Genomic DNA, 18,240 nt, shown 5'->3' on the forward strand with positions numbered 1-18,240 from the left:
CGCGGTGAGACCCATCGAGCGGGCGACCGTCGCGGCCGGCGTGACGCAGTTCAACGAGGTGTGGGGTGGGGCTCGCGTGTTAGGTCAGGCGGTGGGCGGGGCCTGCGGGGTGTTTGGGCTGTTCGGATGGGTTCCATGGCTGCCCACTCCTTGTACGGACAACGTCGCCTTCCGCCCAAGGCCGCGTTCGTCGTGGGCTCGGCCACGTTGATCCTGACGTTCCTCGCGTCGGGTACGCCGATCCCGCTGTACAGCACCTATCGGCTCGAGGACGGCATCTCGAACTCGGGCCTGGCGCTCACCACCGTCGTCTACTTCACGATGACGGCGCTCTCGCTGCTGCTGCTCGGCCGGCTGTCCAACCACCTCGGCCGCCGCCCGGTCGGCATCGCCGCCCTGCTGAGCTCGATCGCCGGCGGGCTGGCGCTCATGCACGTCGCGGCGCTGCCGGCGCTGGTCGTCGGCCGGGTGCTGCAGGGGATCGCCTGCGGGGTCGCGTCGAGCGCGCTCGGCTCGTACGTCATCGACACCGCGCCCGAGGCACCGCGCTGGCTGGCGGCGCTGATCACCAGCATCGTCCCGCCGCTGGCCGTCCCCCTCGGCGCCTTGTTGTCGGGCGCGATCGTCGAATATGGGCCGGCGCCCCGAGTGCTGACCTACAGCATCATGGTCTGCGCCCTTGCCCTTGGCGTCGTGCTGCTGCTGGCATGCCCGGAGAGCGTCGAGCGGCACGACTCATCGGCCGCGGCCGCAGCCGTAGCCGCGCTGCGAACGCTGCGGCCGCATGTCCGCGTGCCCGCCGGTGCCGGGAGGCCGCTGTTCGTCGCCGGCACGGTGGCGCTCGCGACCTGGTCGCTGGGAGGCTTCTTCCAGGCGTTCGCGCCCGGCCTGACCGCGGACCGGCTCGGCACCGACAACACCTTCGTCGTGGCGCTGGTCTTCGCGTCGCTGTCGGTGCTCTCCCCGGTCGGCGGAGTGCTGACCGGCCGGCTGCGGCCTTGCCGAGACCACGGAGCGGGCTGAGGGACCACCTGGAGCGGTCCCCAGACGAGACCCGACTCGCCTGTGAGCGGTGTCGGCATCAGGAGCTCTGGAGTCGGGCAAGGCCGTCGAGGATGAAGTCGAGCGCGAATTCGAATTCGGCGTCGTCATCGCACCGGCCGAGCGCGCCGCCGTGGGTCACCGCGAGCGCCATCTCCACCGCGTAGGGGTGGCTCGCGCCGAGTTCCCTGGCGAGACCGGCGGCCGTCTCAGGATCAAGATCACCGGAATCGTCGAAGAGATCCCTCGTGAACCCGAGAACGCGACTACCAAGGATATGCAGGGCGTGATGCGCCTGCGCGACCGAGAAGCCACCTTCGCGGAGGATGCCGATCACCGCGTTGGCATATGTCAACATGGCGGGCCCGGGCGCCGCCTGCATCTCCACCGTGGTGGGCACCCACGGATGACGCAGAATTATGCTGCGGGCGGCAAGCGCCATCTGGCGCAGCGAGGTCTTCCAGTCGGCATCATCGATGCTGATAGGAATCTGACTGATCACGGCTTCGGTCATGCCGCTCAGAAGGTCGCTCTTGTTGCGTACGTGCGTGTAGAGGGACATCGCCTCGACGCCCAGATGCTGCGCGAGCTTACGCATGCTGATGGCGTCAACGCCGTCCCTGTCGGCGAGCTCGATGGCGGCCGCCATCACCCGCTCCCTCGTCAGCTGCGGGCGGCGTTCGGGGCCCGTCCCGCCCGGCGCGGAGATCCTCACGTCACCTTCCCTCTACAGCCCTGGATCGCGCCCTCAAGAGACTCCCTTGACCGCGGGGGACCCCCTTGACTGCCTTACACCGTAAGCCTTACCCTTACACCGTAAGCCCTACTCCGTGAGGACGGGCGATCTTACCACCTTGACCTGGGAGGACGCGGTATGGATCAAGACGCGAGCACCGCCTTCCGACGAGCTCCGTCCAGCGGGAGAAGCTCTACCATGCATGCCGATTCACCGACCATGCGCGCCGTCGTTCAGGAGGGCTATGGGGTGCCGGAGCGGGTGATGCGGCTCCAGGAGATCCCTGTGCCGTCGATCGGCGCTGACGACGTCCTGATACGGATGCGGGCCACCAGCGTCAACACACCGGACTGGGCCGCCGTCACCGGAGTGCCATACATCCTCCGCCTGAGTGCCGGACTACGCCGACCGAAGCGCCCGATCCGAGGCAGCGACGTCGCTGGCGTGGTGGAGGCCGTCGGCCCGCGAGTCACCGACCTGTCACCCGGAGACGAGGTGGTCGGCTCCACCAGAGCGCGGGCCGGCGCCTTTGCCGAGTATGTGGTCGCGCCAGCTGCCCAACTCGTCAAGAAACCAGCCGGACTCGCGTTCACCGACGCCGCGGCGTCGGTCACGACCGGGCTCGCCGCCCTGGTCGCCATCCGAGACATGGCACAGGTCGGTGCTGGCACGCGCGTTCTGATCAACGGCGCCTCGGGCGGCGTCGGAACCATGGCGGTCCAGATAGCCAAGGTGTTGGGCGCGAACGTAACCGGCGTATGCGGTTCCCGCAACGTCGAACTGGTCCGGTCGCTTGGGGCAGACCACCTCATCGACTACACGACCGAGGACGTCACCCAGAGCCAACAGCTATTCGACGTCATCCTCGACAATGTGCTGAACCATCCGTCGAAAGCACTCGCGCGCCTGCTGGCACCCGGAGGAGTTCTCATCCCGAACAGCATCGGGTACACCGGCGGCCTGCTCGCTGGCCTGCCCAGGACGGCGCGGGCAGTTCTGCGGGGATTGGGTTCCATCAATGTAAGACTGGTGACCCCTGCCGTGAATCACGAAAATCTCGACGCACTCCTCCAGCTCCTCGAATCCGGCAAGATCAGGGTGGTCATCGACAAGATCTACCCACTCGACCAGGCGGCGAGCGCCGTCACGCACATGCTGCAACATCACGCCAACGGCAAGATTGTCGTTGCCGCATAACGGCGCGAGCCGGGCTGGCGCCGGACCACCTGGCGCGCATTGGACAGCGCGAGGACTCTGCCGTCCGGCCGGAACGCGGCCGCCGCGTGGTCACCCTGGAATGCGTCGAGGTGGGACGCCGTCCGGCGTCATCCACACCTTCCAGACCTCGTCCGAAGCCGGCTCCGGCCGAGGCGAGCAGCCGGCTTCGGACGATTTCGCCGGCCTCGGGTTAGAAGACGGTGGAGGTGGTGTTGCGGCCGCCGTTGACGCCGATGATCTGGCCGGTGACGTAGCTGGCCTCGTCGCGGCAGAGGAAGGAGCAGGCGGCGGCGATGTCCTCGGACTGGCCGCCGCGGCGCACCGGGGTGCGAGCGACGACGGCGTCGAGGCCACCGGGACCGAGGCGACCCTTGGCGGCGTTCCGCTCGGTCATCGGGGTGATGATGAAGCCGGGCGGGATCGTGTTCACGGTGATGCCGAACTCGCCGAGCTCCAGGGCCAGCGACTTGGTGAAGGTGATGACGCCGCCCTTGGACGCCGAGTAGTGCGTCATGAGCGGCTGGCCGCCCTGGGCGCTGGACGACGAGATGGTCACGATCCGGCCCCAGTGCGCCTCGATCATGTCGCGGACCACGGCCTGGCAGCTGTGGAACGTGCCGGTGAGGTTCACGTTCACCAGCGCGTTCCACTGGTCGGCGGTGATGTCGAGGAACCGGCGGAAGCCCTCTCGGCCGGCCGACGTCACCAGGATCGTGGCGGGGCCGTACAGCGACTTGATCTCCGCGACGCCGGCGTCGATCTGCTCGCGGCTGGTCACGTCGACGGTGACGGGGTGCGCCTCGCCGCCAGCGGCGGCGATCTCGTCGGCGACCGCCTTGGCGTTGCCGGGGTCCAGATCGAAGACGCCGATCTTGGCACCGTCGACGGCCAGGCGCAGCGCGCAGCCGCGCCCGATGCCCGATCCGCCGCCGGTGACGATGGCGACCTTGCCGGCCAGGCTGTCGCTGGGTGCCGCGGTCATCTGCGCGTGGTTCCCTTCAGTCGGTGACGCCTGTGTCGGTGACTGCTGCGCCGGGCTGTCAGGCCACGGCTTCCTCGCCGACGAGGGTGGTTCGGTGCATCAGGCGGCGGGACGCGGCCGTGTATGGCTGGGCGCGGTGCAGGATTCCGGTGTTGTCCCAGATGACCAGGTCGCCGCGGTGCCAGTGGTGGCGCAGCGAGAAGTCGGGCTGGGTCGCCCAGTCGAGCAGCCGGTCGAGCAGGGCGCGGCTCTCGTCCTCGGCCAGGCCGACGACGTGGTCGGCGGTGGCACCGACGAGCAGCGACTTGCGCCCGCTGCGCCGGGTCCACACCAGCGGGTGTTCCCCGGAGCGCACCTTGTCCCACGAGGCGCGCATCTTCGGCGACGCGTCCGGCTGGGCCAGCCGTTGCGTCGCCGCGAAGCTGTGCACCACCCGAAGCTCGGCGAACCGCGCCTTCTCCTCGCCTGCGAGCGCCTCATAGGCGGCGTAGAGGTTGGCGAACTCGGTGTCGCCGCCCTCGGTGGCGACCTCGAGCGCGGTCAGCAGCGTGGCCTTCTGCGGGACCAGGTCGTTGGCGCCGTCGATGTGCCAGAAGAACGTGCCCGCCCGGTAGGCCGCGAGGGTGCTCTGCGCCGGGTCGAGGGTGATCGCCGAGACCTCGGGGTGGTCCTTCTCCCCGCCCATCGGCGCGACGACCACCTCGCCGAGCATCCGGGACAGCGTCACCAGGTCGGCGTCGTTGATGTGCGCCTCGCGGTAGATGACAACGCCATGCTCGTCGAGGTACTTGCGCAGCTCGGCGGCGACCTCGGAAGTGGCGAGCTCCGGCCCGGTACGGCCCACGATCTCGACGCCGATTCCCGGACTGATCGGGCTGACGGTGACGGACATGGTCTCTCCCGTCTGGTCAGAACGCGGCGCGGGGCGCGCGCCCGTCTATGCGGTGGTCGACTGGCGGCGGACGGCCGCCAGCATGTCGTCGTCGATGTCGACCTCGAAGGAACGCAGCAGGTAGGCGAGCGTCTCGTACGCGCCGACCGTGAAGATCACGTCCAGGATCTGCTTGACCTCGAACTTGTCCGCGAGGACGGCCCAGGTCTCGTCGCCGATCTTGCCGTCGTCGACCAGCTCGTCGACGGCGCGCAGCAGCGCCGCGTCCAGCGGGTCCCACAGCGGCGCGTCCGGGCCGAGCGCGATCCGCTGGATCTCCTCGTCGGACAGGCCAGCGTCCCGCCCGAGGAAGGTGTGCTGCAGCCACTCGTAGCCCGCCCCGCGGGCCGCGGCGACCCGCAGCACCAGCAGCTCGCGCTGGCGCGGCGTGAGGGTGCTCGTCGACAGGATGTGGCCGTTGAAGGTGAAGAACGCCTGCGCCAGCGTCGTGTGGTACGCGTAGACACCCAGGGTGTTCAGGGCCTTGGAACGGCCCTCGGGGGACAGCTTCGCGGGCACGCCCGGTGGCTCGAGCGCGGCCAGCACCTGCCGCATCTCCTTGGGCCACTGCTTCAGCGGGAGCGGATCGATTCGAGCCATGTCAGGTGAGTCCCCTACGTCAAGATCGCCTGCCGGTGTGGGCGACGCTCCCAGTCTTTCGCGGAGCGGGTCGCCGCGTCGACCGAAGCCGAGCCGACAGGAGCCATGGTCATCGGGGGGTAGGGGAGGTAGACAGACCCGGCCGGTGCCGGCGTCGCCATGTCAACGGGGCTGGTCAACATGGCTTCGTCGGCCCCGGCCAGGGCCGCGCCGGCCCACGAGGAGCCGGTGGCAGTTATCCCGAATCCGTCCGCCCGAGGGATCTTCTGGTCCGTCGAGGACCGGTCAGACCGCGGGGGCGAGAACGTTCGAGATGTGTGCGGCGCCCGCGTCCGGCACGCGCGGCTGGCGCCACGCCTCGACCGGGAACGAGATCGTGCACAGCGAGTAGTACAGAAGCAGCAGGTTGTAGGCGTCCTCGGGGAGGTCGTCCAGGTCGAACTTGTCGAGATAGGCCAGCGCGTCCTGCATGCGGGGGAAGACCGCGTCGTAGAACGTCTGCATCTCGTCCATGTTCGAGCCGTACCGCTTGGCGAACCGGTCGTCCTCGGCCGCGAGGCACCAGTCGGTGAACGGCTCCAGGTCCGCGAAGTCCGCGGGCAGCTTGGCCACGGGTGGCTCCTTCTCGATTTCTCGATCGACCGGGCGGTCAGACCAGCGCCGGGGACGGCTTGGCGCCCGGGGTGGTCTTGACGTACTCGGCGCAGAACGCGCGGGCGGTCTGGTGCAGGTGGCGCAGGAGGATCTCCTGGTCGTTCAGCGGGAACTCGCTGACCGCCCGGGACTCGAGCATGCTCTGGGTCGCCTCGAGGGTGTTGGCGTCCTGCAGGCCGTACTCCTTGAACGTCGCCGCCGCCAGCTCCTGGCGCAGCCGGTCCGTCGCGTTCTTCGCCGGCGCGAAGTACAGCGCCGCCTCGAAGGTGTGGCGGTTCACCGCGGTCGGCCAGTAGTGGTACGTGAGGTACCAGCCCGGCTCCCAGACCAGGATCATGAAGTTCGGGAAGAACACGAACGAGTCGACACCCCAGGCCTTGTGCCGGGCCGGGTTGAGCGCGGGCGGCAGCTCGATGTCGAACGGCTTGTCCCACGGGCCGAACAGGCCGGTGCGCAGCTCCCGCTCGATCGGCTTGACCATCCTCGGGTCCTTCGGCGGGGACATGCCGCCCCAGCTGGAGACCATCGAGTGCGGGCCCTCGATCTGGTACGACAGCGCCTCGAAGCCGTACTGCTGCAGCTTGCGGGACTCCTCCGCGGTTGCCTGGCGGCTGTGCAGCACCGGCGCGTGGTAGAACTCCGCGAACGCGTCGATGAACAGCTTCCAGTTGGCGCCGATGTCCGACTTGTACTTGTACACCGCGGTCATCTCGCCCCAGGGGTAACCCTCGAGGCCGGCCGCGAGCGGGCCGAGGTACTCGACGAGGGACTGGGTGCCGTCCTTGTCGAAGTTGATGAAGATGAAGCCCTGCCAGATCTCGCAGCGCACGTCCGCGAGGCTGTACTTCGCCTTGTCGAGGTCGAAGAACTCGGACTCCTGCTGCACGAAGGTGCAGGCGCCGCCGAGGTCGTACCGCCAGGCGTGGTACTTGCAGATGAACTGCCGCGCCGTGCCGGACGTCTCCTCACGCGGAAAGTCCTGCCAGACCAGCTTGTTGCCGCGGTGGCGGCAGACGTTGTGGAACGCCTGGATGCCTTCGGCGTTCCGCACAATGATCACCGAGGAGCGAGCGGCGTCGATCTCCTTGGTGAAGTAGCTGCCCACCTTCGGAAGCTGCTCGACCCGGCCGACGTTGAGCCACGTCTTGCCGAAGATCGCCTTGCGCTCGAGCTCGTAGTGCTCGGGCGAGATCGAGTCCTCGTACGAGGCATCCGCCGTGCTCAGGTCGGGATAGTGCTGGGTCCAGCTGCCCTCAGCTGGCTTCGGGAAGTGAGCCATGTTCGCGCGGTTCCTTTCCGTACCCCGGACTGGAGGCCATGGTAGCAGTCCTCTCTGGTGTTGAGAAGGACGTTCTCATCCCGCGAGTGTTGACCCCCACCGGATGCGCCAATGTCCTCACGCCGCTGGCGGCGCAGCGACGAGAATTCCGGCGCTTCCTGGCCACCATGTACCGGCGACTGCGCCGCTGGCCGGCACGCCACCGCGCCGGTCACGGAGAGCGTCAATCCCCGCACGGCTGAGCGGGCCGTAGCGGCCCGCGATGGACCGGATCCAGGCCCAGATAGGCCGCGCGCCGCGGTCCTCGCCGGTGTCTGGTGCCACAGCGGCGCCGCGCAGCTCCGACTGTGTCGGATGGGCCTGTCTATAGGCAGGCCCATCCGACGCACTCCGAACCATCGGGTGCGAACTGTGTCAGCTCAGCCTGCCTATGGACCTGCCCATCCGACACGATCTGGATATGGATGGCGGTCCTGGCGCGGCGGTGCCCCTCGCGGGGCCGCCGAGCGCCGTCAGGCCGTCTCGGCTGCCTGGTGGACGGCGGCGAGGATGCCCTGGTAGCCGGTGCAGCGGCAGAAGTTGCCGGACAGGCCCTCGCGGATCTCCTCGTCCGTCGGCTTCGGGTTGTCGCGCAGCAGCGCCGTGATCGACATGACGAAGCCGGGCGTGCAGAAGCCGCACTGCAGGCCGTGGCAGTCACGCATCGCGGCCTGGACCGGGGAGAGCGTGCCGTCAGGGGCCGCGATGCCCTCGACGGTCGTGACGTCCAGGCCGTCGGCCTGCACGGCGAACATCAGGCAGGAGCGGACGGCGGCGCCCTCGACCAGCAGGGTGCAGGCGCCGCAGGCGCCGTGCTCGCAGCCGAGATGCGTGCCCGTGAGGCCGCAGCGTTCCCGCAGGAAATCAGCCAACGTCATCCGCGGCTCGGCCGTCTTCTCGACCGTCTCGCCGTTCACCGTCAGCCGGACCGGTAGCTCAGCCATCGATCGCTCCCGCACTCGCCGCCGTGACGCCAACCCCGTCGGAGCCGGCCGCTTCCGCGCTCGCCGCCGCCCACGCCCGCGCGACCAGCTCGGCGCCGACCCGGACGCGGTAGTCCGCCGAACCCTGCAGGTCCGCGGGGATGTCCTCCAGGCCGCTCATGGCCAGCCGGCCGAGCTCGGCCCCGTCCAGCTCGCCGGCTCGCTGGCCGACGGCGGCCGCCTCCGCCGCCGGCGCGCGCAGCGGCGTCGAGCCGAGGCCCAGCATCCCGATCGCGGCGCGGGCGACCCGGTCGTCGCCGTTCAGCTCGAGGGCGACGACCACGCCGGCGATCGCGAAGTCGCCGGCCCGGCGGGCGAACTCCTCGACCGCGAACCCGCACCGGCCCGTCCACACCGGGAAGCGAACCCCGACGAGCAGCTCGTCCGGCTCCAGCGCCGTGCTCCACAGGCCGGTGAAGAACTCGGCGGCGGGGATGACCCGCCGGCCGGCCGAGGCTGAGAAGGCCTCCAGCTCGGCGTCGAGCGCGAGCGCGACGGCCGGGTACTCGGCCGCCGGGTCGGCGTGCGCGATCGAGCCGCCGAGGGTGCCCCGGTTGCGGATCTGGAAATGCCCGATCAGGGGTGTTGCCCGCGCGAGCAGCGGTACCGCGCGGGCAACGCCCACGTCCGCCCCGACAGCGGCCTCGGTCATGCCGGCGCCCAAGCGGAGGCTCGCGCCGTCGACCGTGAGGCCGCGCAGACCGTCCAGCCGGGACACGTCGATCAGATGGTCGAAGTAGGCCAGGCGCAGCGACAGCATCGGCACCAGGCTCTGGCCGCCGGCGAGAACCTTGGCCTCGTCCCCCAGCTCGGCGAGCAGCGCCGCCGCCTCGTCCACGCTGCCGGGACGGTGGTATTCGAACCGCGCGGGCTTCATCCAGCCCGCCGCGTGGACCGGGCCAGCCGCGTGGACTGGGTCATGAGGACTCCCAAGGATGGGTTGTGGTGCAGGGCCGCGGGGCGCGCGATGGTGGCGGAGCCGCACTCGCCCCGCGGCCCTGGGCACGGTCAGGCGTTGCGCACGATCAGCCAGATGACCAGCCCGACGACGGCCGCGCCGACGAGCACCGGCAGCGCCCGCCTGGCCAGCGGCCAGGCGACCACGCCGAGCAGGCTCACCGGCTCGGACTCGGCGGTCCGCACCGGTGCGGCCGGCGCCGTCGCTGCCGGTGCTGGTGCCGGTGCCGGTGTCGGTGCCGGTGCGGCCAATCCCGCCGCGGGCGCGTCCGGTGGTGCGGGTGCTGGCGCGGTCGCGCCGGCGCCGGCCGCCGGCAGCGGGGCGGCGGCCAGCCCTGCCGGTGCCGGCGCGGTCGCCGACGCGACGGTCTGGGCCGGCGTCGTCGCCTCGCTGCCGGCGGCCGGCGAGGCGACGGAGTGGTTGGCGGGACCGGCGGAGCCGTCCGCCCCAGCCGGCCCCGATGCTTCGGCGGGGCTGGCCGAAACCGCGGGGCCGGCCGAGGCGGCGGGGCCTGTGGGGCTGACGGGGCTGACGGGGCTGGCAGGCTCCGCGGGACCGGCGGCGGCCGGGTCCGCCGCGCCGGCCGCCACCACGTCGGCCTCCAGGTTGCGGACGAACTGGGTGACCAGCTTCCCGCTGACGTCGGCCAGCACGCCGCGGCCGAACTGCGCGGCCTTGCCGGAGATGGTGAGGTCGGTGACGAGGTGGACGGCGGTGCCGTCGCCGTCGGGGGTGAGCCCCATGGTGACGACGGCGCTCGCGTTGCCCTGGCCGCGGGACTCCTTACCGTCGGCCTTGATGACGGCGCGGTGGGTCTCGGCGTTCTTCTCCCGGAAGGTGGCCTTTCCCTTGTACTGGGCGACGATCGGGCCGACCTTGACCTTGACGGCGCCGTGGAAGTCCACGCCGTCGACCGACAACAGCTGAGCGCCCGGCATGCAGGGCGCGATCCGCTCCGGGTCGGTCAGCAGCGCCCAGGCGGCCTCGACCGGCAGCGCGACCCGGAATTCGTTCACCAGCTCCATCAGTGCCCCGCCTCGGTCAGTAGAGCAACAAGTGCGGCCGGGCTCGCCGGCAAATTTGTGATCTTCACGCCGAACGGCGACAGCGCGTCGGCGACGGCGTTGATGACGGCCGGCGGCGCGCCGATCGCCCCGCCCTCACCGGCGCCCTTGTGGCCGCCCGGCCCGGGCGCCGGCGTCTCCATGTGGCCGTACTCGATGTGCGGCACCTCGGTCGTCGTCGGCAGCAGGTAGTCGACGAACGTGCTGGCCAGCGGGTTGCCGTCCTCGTCGTAGACCATGTGCTCGAGCAGCGCGCCGCCGATGCCCTGGACCGTGCCGCCGGCGATCTGCCCCTCGACGATGTTCGGATTGATCATCGGGCCGACGTCCTCGCCGACGATGTAGCGCAGCAGGGTCACCTTGCCCGTGACGACGTCGACCTCGCAGGTGCAGACGTGGGTCGCGTTCGACCACAGCATCGGGGCCTTCGCGGTGTAGGTGGCGCTGGCCTCGACCCCGTCCGGCCCCGCGAGGTCCGCGTAGGTCAGTGACTGCCCCGACGACTGCCCCGACGACTGCCCCGACCCGCGCACCTGGGCCCGCCCGTCGGCGACCTCGATGTCCTCGGGGGGCACGCCCAGGCGCGGGGAGGCGAGCTCGGCGAGCTTCGCCCGCAGGGCCGCGGCCGCCTCGCCGACCGCGCCGGCCGTCGCCGAGCCGCTGCGGCTGCCGGCGGTGCCGGAACCGAACGGCGTCACCGCCGTGTCGCCCTGGATGGTGTCAACGTTGTCGAAGGGGACGCCGAGCGCGTCGGCGGTCAGCTGGATGACGGTCGTCTCCAGGCTGTTGCCCGACGAGCCGCCGTTGACAATGACCGTCATTCGGCCGTCGGGGGCGACCCGGAGCACCGCGCCCTCGCAGGCGTAGTACTCCTGGCCGGTGGCCGTCGGCTCGATGTAGGTGGAGGTGCCGACCCCCAGGTAGCGCCCGGCCGCGCGGGCGGCGGCCTGCTCGGCGCGGAAGGCGTCGTAGTCGAGCATCTTCAGCGCGAGCTCGAAGGTCTCCAGCGGCGACGAGTGGTCGTACGGAGGCATGCCGGCCGGGTTCGGGTAGGGCAGCTCGTCGCGGCTGATCATGTTGCGGCGGCGCAGCTCCACCGGGTCGAGGCCCATGTCGCGGGCGGCGATGTCGAGCAGCAGCTCGCGGGCGACCGACTCGAACTGCCACGGCCCGCGGTAGGCGTGGCGCCCGGCGGTGTTCGAGAAGAGCGACGTCGTCGACCAGGACGCGAGCGGCACCTTGTACGGGCCGGGGAACAGCAGTCCCACGGCGGCGGCGGCGCCGACCGGCCATGGCGTCGGGTAGGCGCCGATGTCCTGGGTGTGCTCGATGCCGGCGGCGAGGATCGTGCCGTCGGCGGCGAAGGCGATCCTGGCGTGGCCGTGCTCGTGGCGGGCCTGGCCCGCGGCCATCAGGTTCTCCCGCCGGTCCTCGATCCACTTGAGGGCGGCCGGGACCTTGCGCGCGGCGAGCATGACGCACATGTCCTCGCGCATCGGCACGACCTTCTGGCCGAAGCCGCCGCCGGTGTCGCGCATGAGGACGCGGACGCGCTCAGGCTCGAGCCCCAGCAACCGGGCGCCGAAGGCGCGCACCTCGTGCGGGGTCTGCGTCGCCGCCCAGATCGTCAGCTCGTCGGTGTCGGCGGACCATTCGACGACCATGCCCCGGGTCTCCATGGGGACGGGGGCGTAGGCCTGCTGGTAGAAGGTCTCGTCGGCGATGTGCGCGGCCGAGGCGAAGGCCGCCTCGACGACCTGCGGCGGCGGGCCGGCAAGGCCGCCGGCGACGTTGTTCGGGTATTTCGGGTGGACGAGGATGCCCGAGGTCTGGGCATCGCGATAGTCGGCCACGGCGGTTAACGGCTCGTAGTCGACCTCGACCAGCTCGACCGCGTCCTCGGCTATGTAGCGGTTTTCGGCTACCACCAGCGCGACCGGGTCACCGACGAACCGGACCTCGCCCGAGGCCAGCGGCGGGCGCGGCGTGTCCGGTACCTTCGGGCCGTAGGAGGAGTACCACTGCTCGTGCACATCCGGGTTCAGGTCGGCGGCCGTGAAAACGGCGTGCACCCCGGGAAGCGCGAGCGCGGCCGACGCGTCGATCTCGTTGATCAGCGCACGGGCGAACGGGCTGCGCACAAAACAGGCGTGCAGCATTCCGGGCCGCTGGATGTCGTCGACGAAGGTCCCGTGCCCGGTGAGCAGCCGGCCGTCCTCGACCCGCGGCACCCGGCTGCCCGTGTAGCGGGTCGGCGGGGTTGGGGCCGTGGCCGTCTCGGTCATGGATCTGGCTCCTCGCGTCGCGGCGTGCTGGCGGTGCGTTGGCGGCGGGCGCGGGGCCCATGGGCGAGCCAGGTGCTGAGCGCTCGCCCAATCGTTATGCTGGGCGCATGCCTACCTTCCCATCGCCTCACACGTCAAGGGGTACGGCGTCCGGGCTGGTAGGGGCACAGGCGCCAGCACGGGCCGCGGCACGTGCGCCGCGGCCGGCGGTACGGAGCGCCGCGCCGTGACCACTCCCCGCCGGATGGGCGCGCCGGACTCGAAGACCAGGGCCGCGCTGCTCGACGTCACCGCCCAGATCATGATCGAGGAAGGCTACGCCGCGGCGACCTCGCGGCGGGTCGCGGCGAAGGCCGGCGTCAAGCCCGCGCTCGTGCATTACTACTTCCGCACGATGGACGACCTTTTCCTGGCGCTCTTCCAGAAAGGCGCCGAGGTAAATCTGAGACGCTACGAGCAGGCGCTTGCCTCGGAAAAGCCGCTACGTGCGCTCTGGGAGCTCTCCAGCGAGCCGGTGGGCACCGTCCTGCTGTCGGAGTTCCAGGCGCTGGCAAACCACCGCAAGGCCATCCGCACCGAGATCGCCGACTACGCGGAACGCTTCCGCGCGCTCCAGGTGAAGGCCCTCACCGGCCTTCTCGCCGACGCCGGCGTCAACATCGACGACGTCCCGCCGACGGTGGTCGCCCTCGTCGTCGTCGGCATCGCCCGGATCCTCATCTCGGAGGACATTCTCGGCGTTACCACCGGCCACTCGGAGACCCTCGCGCTCATCGAGCGACACCTCACCCAGCTCGAATCCGCCGCGGCGGGCGCGGGCGAGAAGGCGGTTCCGTAGGAGTCACCGGCCGGACGACGCCGACGGGCTCATCAATGACGTCGACCATGAGGCGGTGGGCGTAGTCGTGGGACTCGGCGAAGGGGACGTTGACGTCGAGGAGGGCCGCCCAGCACCCGCGGGCCCGGCCGGGGTCTCGGGCGGCCAAGGCGTCGACCAGCTCGGCGAACAGCGGGACGAGGCAGCTGGTGGCGGCGGCGGCCCACGAGTCGTCGGCCGGTGCGTTGACCGCCGGCCTCGTACCCAGGCGCACCCACTGGAGGATCTCGGCGACGACGGCGAGGGCAGGGTTGCCCGTCGTGCCGAAGACGACGGCGGCGGCGCGCCGCCACGCGTCGGAGAAGCGGGAGACGTCATCGGCCGCGGTCGCCATCTCCGCCACGAGCGCCCGCAGCGCCGCGAGCGACCTGTCGTCGATCCGGGTGGCCGCGAGCTCCATCATCGCGGGCTCGATGAGGCGGACGGCGTGGAAGTAGTCGGCGAGGGTGACCTGGCGGGCTTCGAGCACCGTGCCCGCGAGCTGGGCGGCGACCAGCGTGGACGGGTGGTGAACCTGGGCGCCGGCGCGATCGCCGGCCCGCAGCGTCAGTAGCGACTCCATCTCCAGGATCCGCAGCGCCTCGCGCAGCGTCGGCCGGGAGATGCCGAACTCGGCGGCGAGACCCGCGAGTGAAGGCAGCCGGTCGCCGTCGGCGAGGCGGCCCTCGGCGATGCGGGCCCGGATCTCATTGGCGACGACGGCGGCCATCCGCCGCGGCGGCGCCGCGGCACCGGCGAACGCCCCGCCAGCGGAGGTCCCGCCTGTGGACGCCCCGGCAGTGGACGCGCCGTCGGTGTGGGCGCGCCACAGCGGCACGACGTCGATCGGCGCCCGGCCGCGGCCACGGGGAACCAGCAGCCGGCCGGTGGACAGCAGGTAGCCGCTCCAGGCCCGGCTCGCCGCGGCGGCCTCCCGCTGGCGGGCCGCCGCGAGGAACGCGCCGTGCGCGGCGACGATCCGCCGGCCGATCCGCTCGGAGGACCTCGGGTCGGCGGCGTCCAGCGCGGTGTACACCTGACCGGCGTGAATCACCCGCAGGATGCCGGCGATCACCGCGATGGAGCGGTTCCCGGAGAGGTCGGTGACGGCCTGGTCGAAGGTCGAGACCGCGGTGACGAACGCGAGCAGGTCGCCCGCGGCGCGCTCGTTGTCGTGCAGGGTGGCGAGGTGGTCGAGCGCGTCGTCGCCGGGGCGCAGGACGAGCTGCCCCGCCGCGGGCGGCTCGAGCACCGAGCGGGCCTCCTCCAGGTGCTCCAGCGTGGTACCGCGCAGCTGCAGCAGGAGGGCGACGTAGCTCGCCGCCGAGGTGAGGCCGGGGCGGCGCACGACGGCCCCGCCGCCGCGGCCCCTGCGGACGTCGAGCAGCGACTGGGCCTCGAGAATCCGCAGCGCCTCGCGCAGCGTGTCGCGGGAGACGCCGAAGGCCGCCATGAGCTCGGTCTCGGGCGGCAGCCGCGCGTCGGCGGCCAGCGTTCCGCGCAGGATCTGGCGGCGCAGGTCGGCCGCCAGCACATGCCCGATCTTCTGTGGGCTGCGCCGGACCGGCGGCCGCAACGTCCCGGCGGCGGGGACACGACCCGTGACCGCCGCCGCCGACGGCGTCATCGCGCCTTCACGCCTACGACCCTCACAGCGCTCCTCGCCTGCGCCGCATCTGGTGACGGCACCCCGCCAACCCGGCCACTGATGGTGACAGCGCCCCAGCGCTGTGCCAACTCAGCAACCTCGCCAGCCTCGGGCCCAGACCGACCACCGTCATATGCTTCGGCCCCAGAACCACGTTGGGAGCAGGGTCCCTGCCGGATTGGCGGAGCTTGCGTAGCCGATCTGGGAGGTTAGGCCCAGCGCCCGAAGGCTGGCGCGCAGCGCCAGCCTCATAGGGGCCCGTCTTCCGCGAACTGCTTCGGGACCCATTCCGGCGAGCGCTTCTCCATGAACGCGCGCATGCCCTCGCGCGGCTCCGGCGAGTTCTCCAGCGCCCAGAACATCGTCTGGTAGTCGATGAAACCGTAGCGCTCGTTGAGCATCCGCTTGACGTGCATGCGGGCCATCGGCGGTGTCCGCAGCACCTGCTTGGCCGCGTCGACCGCCTCGTCGCGCAGCTGCTCGTGCGGGACGACCCGGGAGATCAGGCCGATCCGCTGGGCCTCGGCCGCGTCGAACTTGCGGGCCGAGAGGAGCAGGTCACGGGCGACCGCGATGCCGACGTGCGCCGGCAGGGTGGCGGCGTAGGTCGCGTCCGGGATACCGCGCAGCAGCTCGGGCACCCGGAAGGTCGCGCGGTCGCTGGCCACGCAGATGTCGGACATCATCGCGATCAGCAGCCCGCCGGCCTGGCAGATGCCGTTGACGGCCGCGATCACCGGCGCGGTGCTGTCGCGGATGGTCAGGAACGGCAGCATGTGGGCGCCGATGTTCGGGGTCGGCTCGTCGCCCGGGTCGCTGCGGCCGGCCAGGTCACCGCCGGGGGCGAAGACGTCGCCGGTGCCCGTGATGATGAGGGCGGCCAGATCCGGGTCGGAGTTGACCAGGTGCACGGCCTTCTTGATGCCGAAGTACATGGCCGGGGTGAAGGCGTTACGCGCGTGCGGCCGGTCGATGTACAGCCACGCGAGGGCGCCGTCCCGCTCGAACCGCAGACCGCCCGCGCCAAGCTCGTCCGCCACTGGTCCTCCTGAGGTGTCGACAGCCCGGACACCGCACCGCCGTGACCGGGTCAACTGTATAGCGAGACGGGCTCCCCTCAGCCCGGCTTCGCGGATCACCGACCCAGGCCAGCGACCCCACACCCAGCCTTACCTACTCGCGCCCTACACGCCATCGGTAGGTCCGCTCTGGCCCGACTCACCGTGGACGGCGGACCAGGTCAACTATATTTTCGTGGGCGGCCCGAAAGTGGCCCGGGTCACGCCACGTCGCCGCCTCGTGGCATGGCGCCCGAACGGCCGGTGAGACAAGGATTGACTTCGACGTTGACAACGATTCGGACGGAGGGCGCCTGATGAAGACTCCCGCGGAGCTTTTCGACCTGACCGGCCGGGTCGCGATCGTCACCGGCGGCAGCCGGGGCATCGGCCGGGCGGTGGCCGAGGGCCTGGCGGCCGCCGGCGCGGACATCGTCATCGCCAGCCGCAAGCTCGAGGCGTGCGAGAAGGCGGCCAAGGAGATCGAGGCCGCCACCGGCCGACGCGCGCTTCCCGTCGCCTGCCACGTCGGCAGCTGGGACGACTGCGACCGGCTCGTCGAGACCGTCTACGCCGAGTTCGGCAAGGTCGACGTGCTGGTCAACAACGCCGGCATGTCACCGCTGTACGAGAAGCTCTCCACGGTCACCCGCGAGCTCTACGACAAGGTGCACGCCGTCAACGCGAGCGGGCCGTTCCGGCTGTCCGCGCTCGTCGGCGAGCGGATGGCGGCCGGCGACGGTGGATCGATCATCAACGTCACCACCGCCGGCTCGCTGCGGCCAGGCCCGGAGGACCTTCCCTACGCCATGGCGAAAGCCGGGCTGAACGCGCTCACGCTGGGGCTGGCCGGCCAGTGGGCGCCGAAGGTGCGCGCGAACCTGGTGCTGCCGGGCGCGTTCGACACCGACATCTCCAAGGCGTGGGGCGCCGAGGCGCAGCGCCGCGCGGCTGAGATGAACCCGATGGGGCGCATCGGCGTCCCGGAGGATCTGGTCGGCGTCTGCGTCTTCCTGGCGAGCGACGCGTCCGGCTACATCAACGGCGCCCAGATCCTCGCCGACGGCGGACTGTTCCGCACGCTGTAGGACCGTTCGGATTCGCTCACACCGCGGTGGGCGGCGGCGGTCTGCGGCCCTCGCGGATCGCGTCGGCCAGCACCCCGATCGCCCAGGTGATCGCCCTGGTCGCCTGCTCGCCGTCGAGCTGCCAGGCGGCGAGCAGCCGCTGGTAGGACTGCACGCTCCACAGCACGTCGAGCATGGCCGCGGCCATCCGCCGTTCCTCGTCGGTCCAGTCGGCGGCCGGCCCCGCGACCGCGCCGATCACGGCCTCACGGCGGACCACGTCCGCTTCCACCAGTGTCGGCTGGGACGGTGTCTCGTCGCCCCAGCGCGCGACCGCGTATGACGGCAGGGTCGCGAACAGCCGCGCGCTGATCGGGCCCATCCGATCGAGGCTGAGCCCCTCGTAGCTGATCCCGGACTCCTCGCCGAGGCTGCGCATGACGGCGTCGTGCAGCTCCCGCTCGGTGGCGAAGTACCGGTAGACGGTGCGCTCCCCCACGCCGGCGCGCTCCGCGACGGCGCGGAAGGTGAGGCCCTTCCAGTCCCACGTGGTGAACTCGTGCACCAGCTCGGACCCCGCGGCGAGAATGCGCTCCCGGGTCCGCGCCGCGCGCTCGCGCCGCAGCGGGCTGTCATAGCGACGGCGTCCGTGGCCCGCCGCGTCGCCCGCGTCCTCGGCCGCCGCGTCATCGAACGCCGCGTTGTCCCCCGCCGCGTCGTCGCCGACGTCGTGGGGCTCCGTGTCGGGCGTCGTCTCCGGTGGCCCATCGAGACGGTGCTCACCCACCTGCCCGCTCGCCTCCTCATCGGGTGTTGCCGGGACGCCGGTATTCATGGCACT

Annotated in this window: 17 protein-coding genes; 4 read left to right on the forward strand and 13 right to left on the reverse strand. The window is 71.2% G+C overall.

All coding sequences use genetic code 11. The features are described 5' to 3' along the window. Window positions 1-135: 135 nt before the first annotated feature. Window positions 136-1,023 (forward strand): MFS transporter, encoded by an 888-nt coding sequence (locus BCD48_RS25780; protein ID WP_241841985.1) that lies wholly within the window; start codon window positions 136-138, stop codon window positions 1,021-1,023. A 58-nt stretch (window positions 1,024-1,081) separates the two neighbouring features. Here the strand turns inward: BCD48_RS25780 and BCD48_RS25785 are convergent, their stop codons facing one another. Next, on the reverse strand, window positions 1,082-1,690 hold the full coding sequence (locus tag BCD48_RS25785) for a TetR/AcrR family transcriptional regulator C-terminal domain-containing protein (protein WP_083419215.1): 609 nt from the start codon (window positions 1,688-1,690) through the stop codon (window positions 1,082-1,084). A 351-nt stretch (window positions 1,691-2,041) separates the two neighbouring features. On the opposite strand from BCD48_RS25785, the gene BCD48_RS25790 reads away from it, so the two are divergent. Next, a complete protein-coding gene (locus BCD48_RS25790; protein ID WP_274536577.1) occupies window positions 2,042-2,974 on the forward strand; it encodes an NAD(P)-dependent alcohol dehydrogenase in 933 nt (310 codons plus the stop codon). 211 nt (window positions 2,975-3,185) lie between these two features. On the opposite strand, the gene BCD48_RS25795 is transcribed toward BCD48_RS25790, so the two are convergent. The 9 genes from BCD48_RS25795 to BCD48_RS25835 form a co-directional block, all read right to left on the reverse strand. Then, window positions 3,186-3,977: an SDR family NAD(P)-dependent oxidoreductase gene (locus BCD48_RS25795; RefSeq protein WP_071050952.1), complete on the reverse strand. Its 792-nt coding sequence runs from the start codon at window positions 3,975-3,977 to the stop codon at window positions 3,186-3,188. Between the two features lie 58 nt (window positions 3,978-4,035). Continuing rightward, the gene (locus BCD48_RS25800; RefSeq protein ID WP_071050953.1) at window positions 4,036-4,869 is read right to left on the reverse strand and encodes a TauD/TfdA dioxygenase family protein; all 834 of its coding nucleotides are present in this window, start codon (window positions 4,867-4,869) and stop codon (window positions 4,036-4,038) included. A gap of 45 nt (window positions 4,870-4,914) precedes the next feature. Continuing rightward, window positions 4,915-5,508: a carboxymuconolactone decarboxylase family protein gene (locus BCD48_RS25805; protein WP_071050954.1), complete on the reverse strand. Its 594-nt coding sequence runs from the start codon at window positions 5,506-5,508 to the stop codon at window positions 4,915-4,917. Window positions 5,509-5,793: 285 nt separating this feature from the next. Next, a complete protein-coding gene (locus BCD48_RS25810; protein ID WP_083419193.1) occupies window positions 5,794-6,120 on the reverse strand; it encodes a hypothetical protein in 327 nt (108 codons plus the stop codon). 37 nt (window positions 6,121-6,157) lie between these two features. Next, window positions 6,158-7,441 (reverse strand): aromatic ring-hydroxylating oxygenase subunit alpha, encoded by a 1,284-nt coding sequence (locus tag BCD48_RS25815; RefSeq protein ID WP_071050956.1) that lies wholly within the window; start codon window positions 7,439-7,441, stop codon window positions 6,158-6,160. A gap of 512 nt (window positions 7,442-7,953) precedes the next feature. Beyond that, window positions 7,954-8,424 carry a (2Fe-2S)-binding protein gene (locus tag BCD48_RS25820; RefSeq protein WP_071050957.1) on the reverse strand — a complete coding sequence of 157 codons (471 nt, stop codon included), beginning with the start codon at window positions 8,422-8,424 and terminating at the stop codon, window positions 7,954-7,956. After that, window positions 8,417-9,340, reverse strand: a complete 924-nt coding sequence (locus tag BCD48_RS25825; protein ID WP_071050958.1) for an FAD binding domain-containing protein — start codon at window positions 9,338-9,340, stop codon at window positions 8,417-8,419. Before BCD48_RS25825 ends, BCD48_RS25820 begins: the two co-directional genes overlap by 8 nt. 131 nt (window positions 9,341-9,471) lie before the next feature. Beyond that, window positions 9,472-10,446, reverse strand: a complete 975-nt coding sequence (locus BCD48_RS25830; protein WP_071050959.1) for an SRPBCC family protein — start codon at window positions 10,444-10,446, stop codon at window positions 9,472-9,474. After that, window positions 10,446-12,770, reverse strand: coding sequence for a xanthine dehydrogenase family protein molybdopterin-binding subunit (locus BCD48_RS25835; RefSeq protein WP_071050960.1), 2,325 nt, complete (start codon window positions 12,768-12,770; stop codon window positions 10,446-10,448). Before BCD48_RS25835 ends, BCD48_RS25830 begins: the two co-directional genes overlap by 1 nt. Before the next feature lie 226 nt (window positions 12,771-12,996). Here BCD48_RS25835 and BCD48_RS25840 point away from each other — a divergent pair, with 226 nt between their 5' ends. After that, window positions 12,997-13,608, forward strand: coding sequence for a TetR/AcrR family transcriptional regulator (locus BCD48_RS25840; protein ID WP_071050961.1), 612 nt, complete (start codon window positions 12,997-12,999; stop codon window positions 13,606-13,608). Here the strand turns inward: BCD48_RS25840 and BCD48_RS25845 are convergent. Both BCD48_RS25845 and BCD48_RS25850 read right to left on the reverse strand, forming a co-directional pair. Next, window positions 13,556-15,253, reverse strand: coding sequence for a FadR/GntR family transcriptional regulator (locus BCD48_RS25845; RefSeq protein ID WP_071050962.1), 1,698 nt, complete (start codon window positions 15,251-15,253; stop codon window positions 13,556-13,558). The two genes, BCD48_RS25840 and BCD48_RS25845, sit on opposite strands and share 53 nt — an antisense overlap. A gap of 269 nt (window positions 15,254-15,522) precedes the next feature. Next, window positions 15,523-16,314, reverse strand: a complete 792-nt coding sequence (locus BCD48_RS25850) for an enoyl-CoA hydratase/isomerase family protein (protein WP_071050963.1) — start codon at window positions 16,312-16,314, stop codon at window positions 15,523-15,525. A gap of 335 nt (window positions 16,315-16,649) precedes the next feature. On the opposite strand from BCD48_RS25850, the gene BCD48_RS25855 reads away from it, so the two are divergent. After that, window positions 16,650-17,420: an SDR family NAD(P)-dependent oxidoreductase gene (locus tag BCD48_RS25855; protein ID WP_071050964.1), complete on the forward strand. Its 771-nt coding sequence runs from the start codon at window positions 16,650-16,652 to the stop codon at window positions 17,418-17,420. 16 nt (window positions 17,421-17,436) lie between these two features. Here the strand turns inward: BCD48_RS25855 and BCD48_RS25860 are convergent, their stop codons facing one another. Beyond that, on the reverse strand, window positions 17,437-18,234 hold the full coding sequence (locus BCD48_RS25860; RefSeq protein ID WP_083419194.1) for a TetR/AcrR family transcriptional regulator: 798 nt from the start codon (window positions 18,232-18,234) through the stop codon (window positions 17,437-17,439). Between the last annotated feature and the right edge of the window lie 6 nt (window positions 18,235-18,240).

It is taken from the genome of Pseudofrankia coriaricola (genome assembly GCF_001854805.1).
In the GTDB taxonomy this organism is placed as follows: Bacteria; Actinomycetota; Actinomycetes; order Frankiales; family Frankiaceae; genus Pseudofrankia.

Bases quoted from the DNA above. Each gene is read 5' to 3' on its own strand.
- BCD48_RS25780 (WP_241841985.1), top strand. From the start codon at position 136: ATGGCTGCCCACTCCTTGTACGGACAACGTCGCCTTCCGCCCAAGGCC.
- BCD48_RS25785 (WP_083419215.1), bottom strand. From the start codon at position 1,690: ATGGCGGCCGCCATCGAGCTCGCCGACAGGGACGGCGTTGACGCCATC.
- BCD48_RS25790 (WP_274536577.1), top strand. From the start codon at position 2,042: ATGCGGCTCCAGGAGATCCCTGTGCCGTCGATCGGCGCTGACGACGTC.
- BCD48_RS25795 (WP_071050952.1), bottom strand. From the start codon at position 3,977: ATGACCGCGGCACCCAGCGACAGCCTGGCCGGCAAGGTCGCCATCGTC.
- BCD48_RS25800 (WP_071050953.1), bottom strand. From the start codon at position 4,869: ATGTCCGTCACCGTCAGCCCGATCAGTCCGGGAATCGGCGTCGAGATC.
- BCD48_RS25805 (WP_071050954.1), bottom strand. From the start codon at position 5,508: ATGGCTCGAATCGATCCGCTCCCGCTGAAGCAGTGGCCCAAGGAGATG.
- BCD48_RS25815 (WP_071050956.1), bottom strand. From the start codon at position 7,441: ATGGCTCACTTCCCGAAGCCAGCTGAGGGCAGCTGGACCCAGCACTAT.
- BCD48_RS25820 (WP_071050957.1), bottom strand. From the start codon at position 8,424: ATGGCTGAGCTACCGGTCCGGCTGACGGTGAACGGCGAGACGGTCGAG.
- BCD48_RS25825 (WP_071050958.1), bottom strand. From the start codon at position 9,340: ATGAAGCCCGCGCGGTTCGAATACCACCGTCCCGGCAGCGTGGACGAG.
- BCD48_RS25830 (WP_071050959.1), bottom strand. From the start codon at position 10,446: ATGGAGCTGGTGAACGAATTCCGGGTCGCGCTGCCGGTCGAGGCCGCC.
- BCD48_RS25835 (WP_071050960.1), bottom strand. From the start codon at position 12,770: ATGACCGAGACGGCCACGGCCCCAACCCCGCCGACCCGCTACACGGGC.
- BCD48_RS25845 (WP_071050962.1), bottom strand. From the start codon at position 15,253: ATGACGCCGTCGGCGGCGGCGGTCACGGGTCGTGTCCCCGCCGCCGGG.
- BCD48_RS25855 (WP_071050964.1), top strand. From the start codon at position 16,650: ATGAAGACTCCCGCGGAGCTTTTCGACCTGACCGGCCGGGTCGCGATC.
- BCD48_RS25860 (WP_083419194.1), bottom strand. From the start codon at position 18,234: ATGAATACCGGCGTCCCGGCAACACCCGATGAGGAGGCGAGCGGGCAG.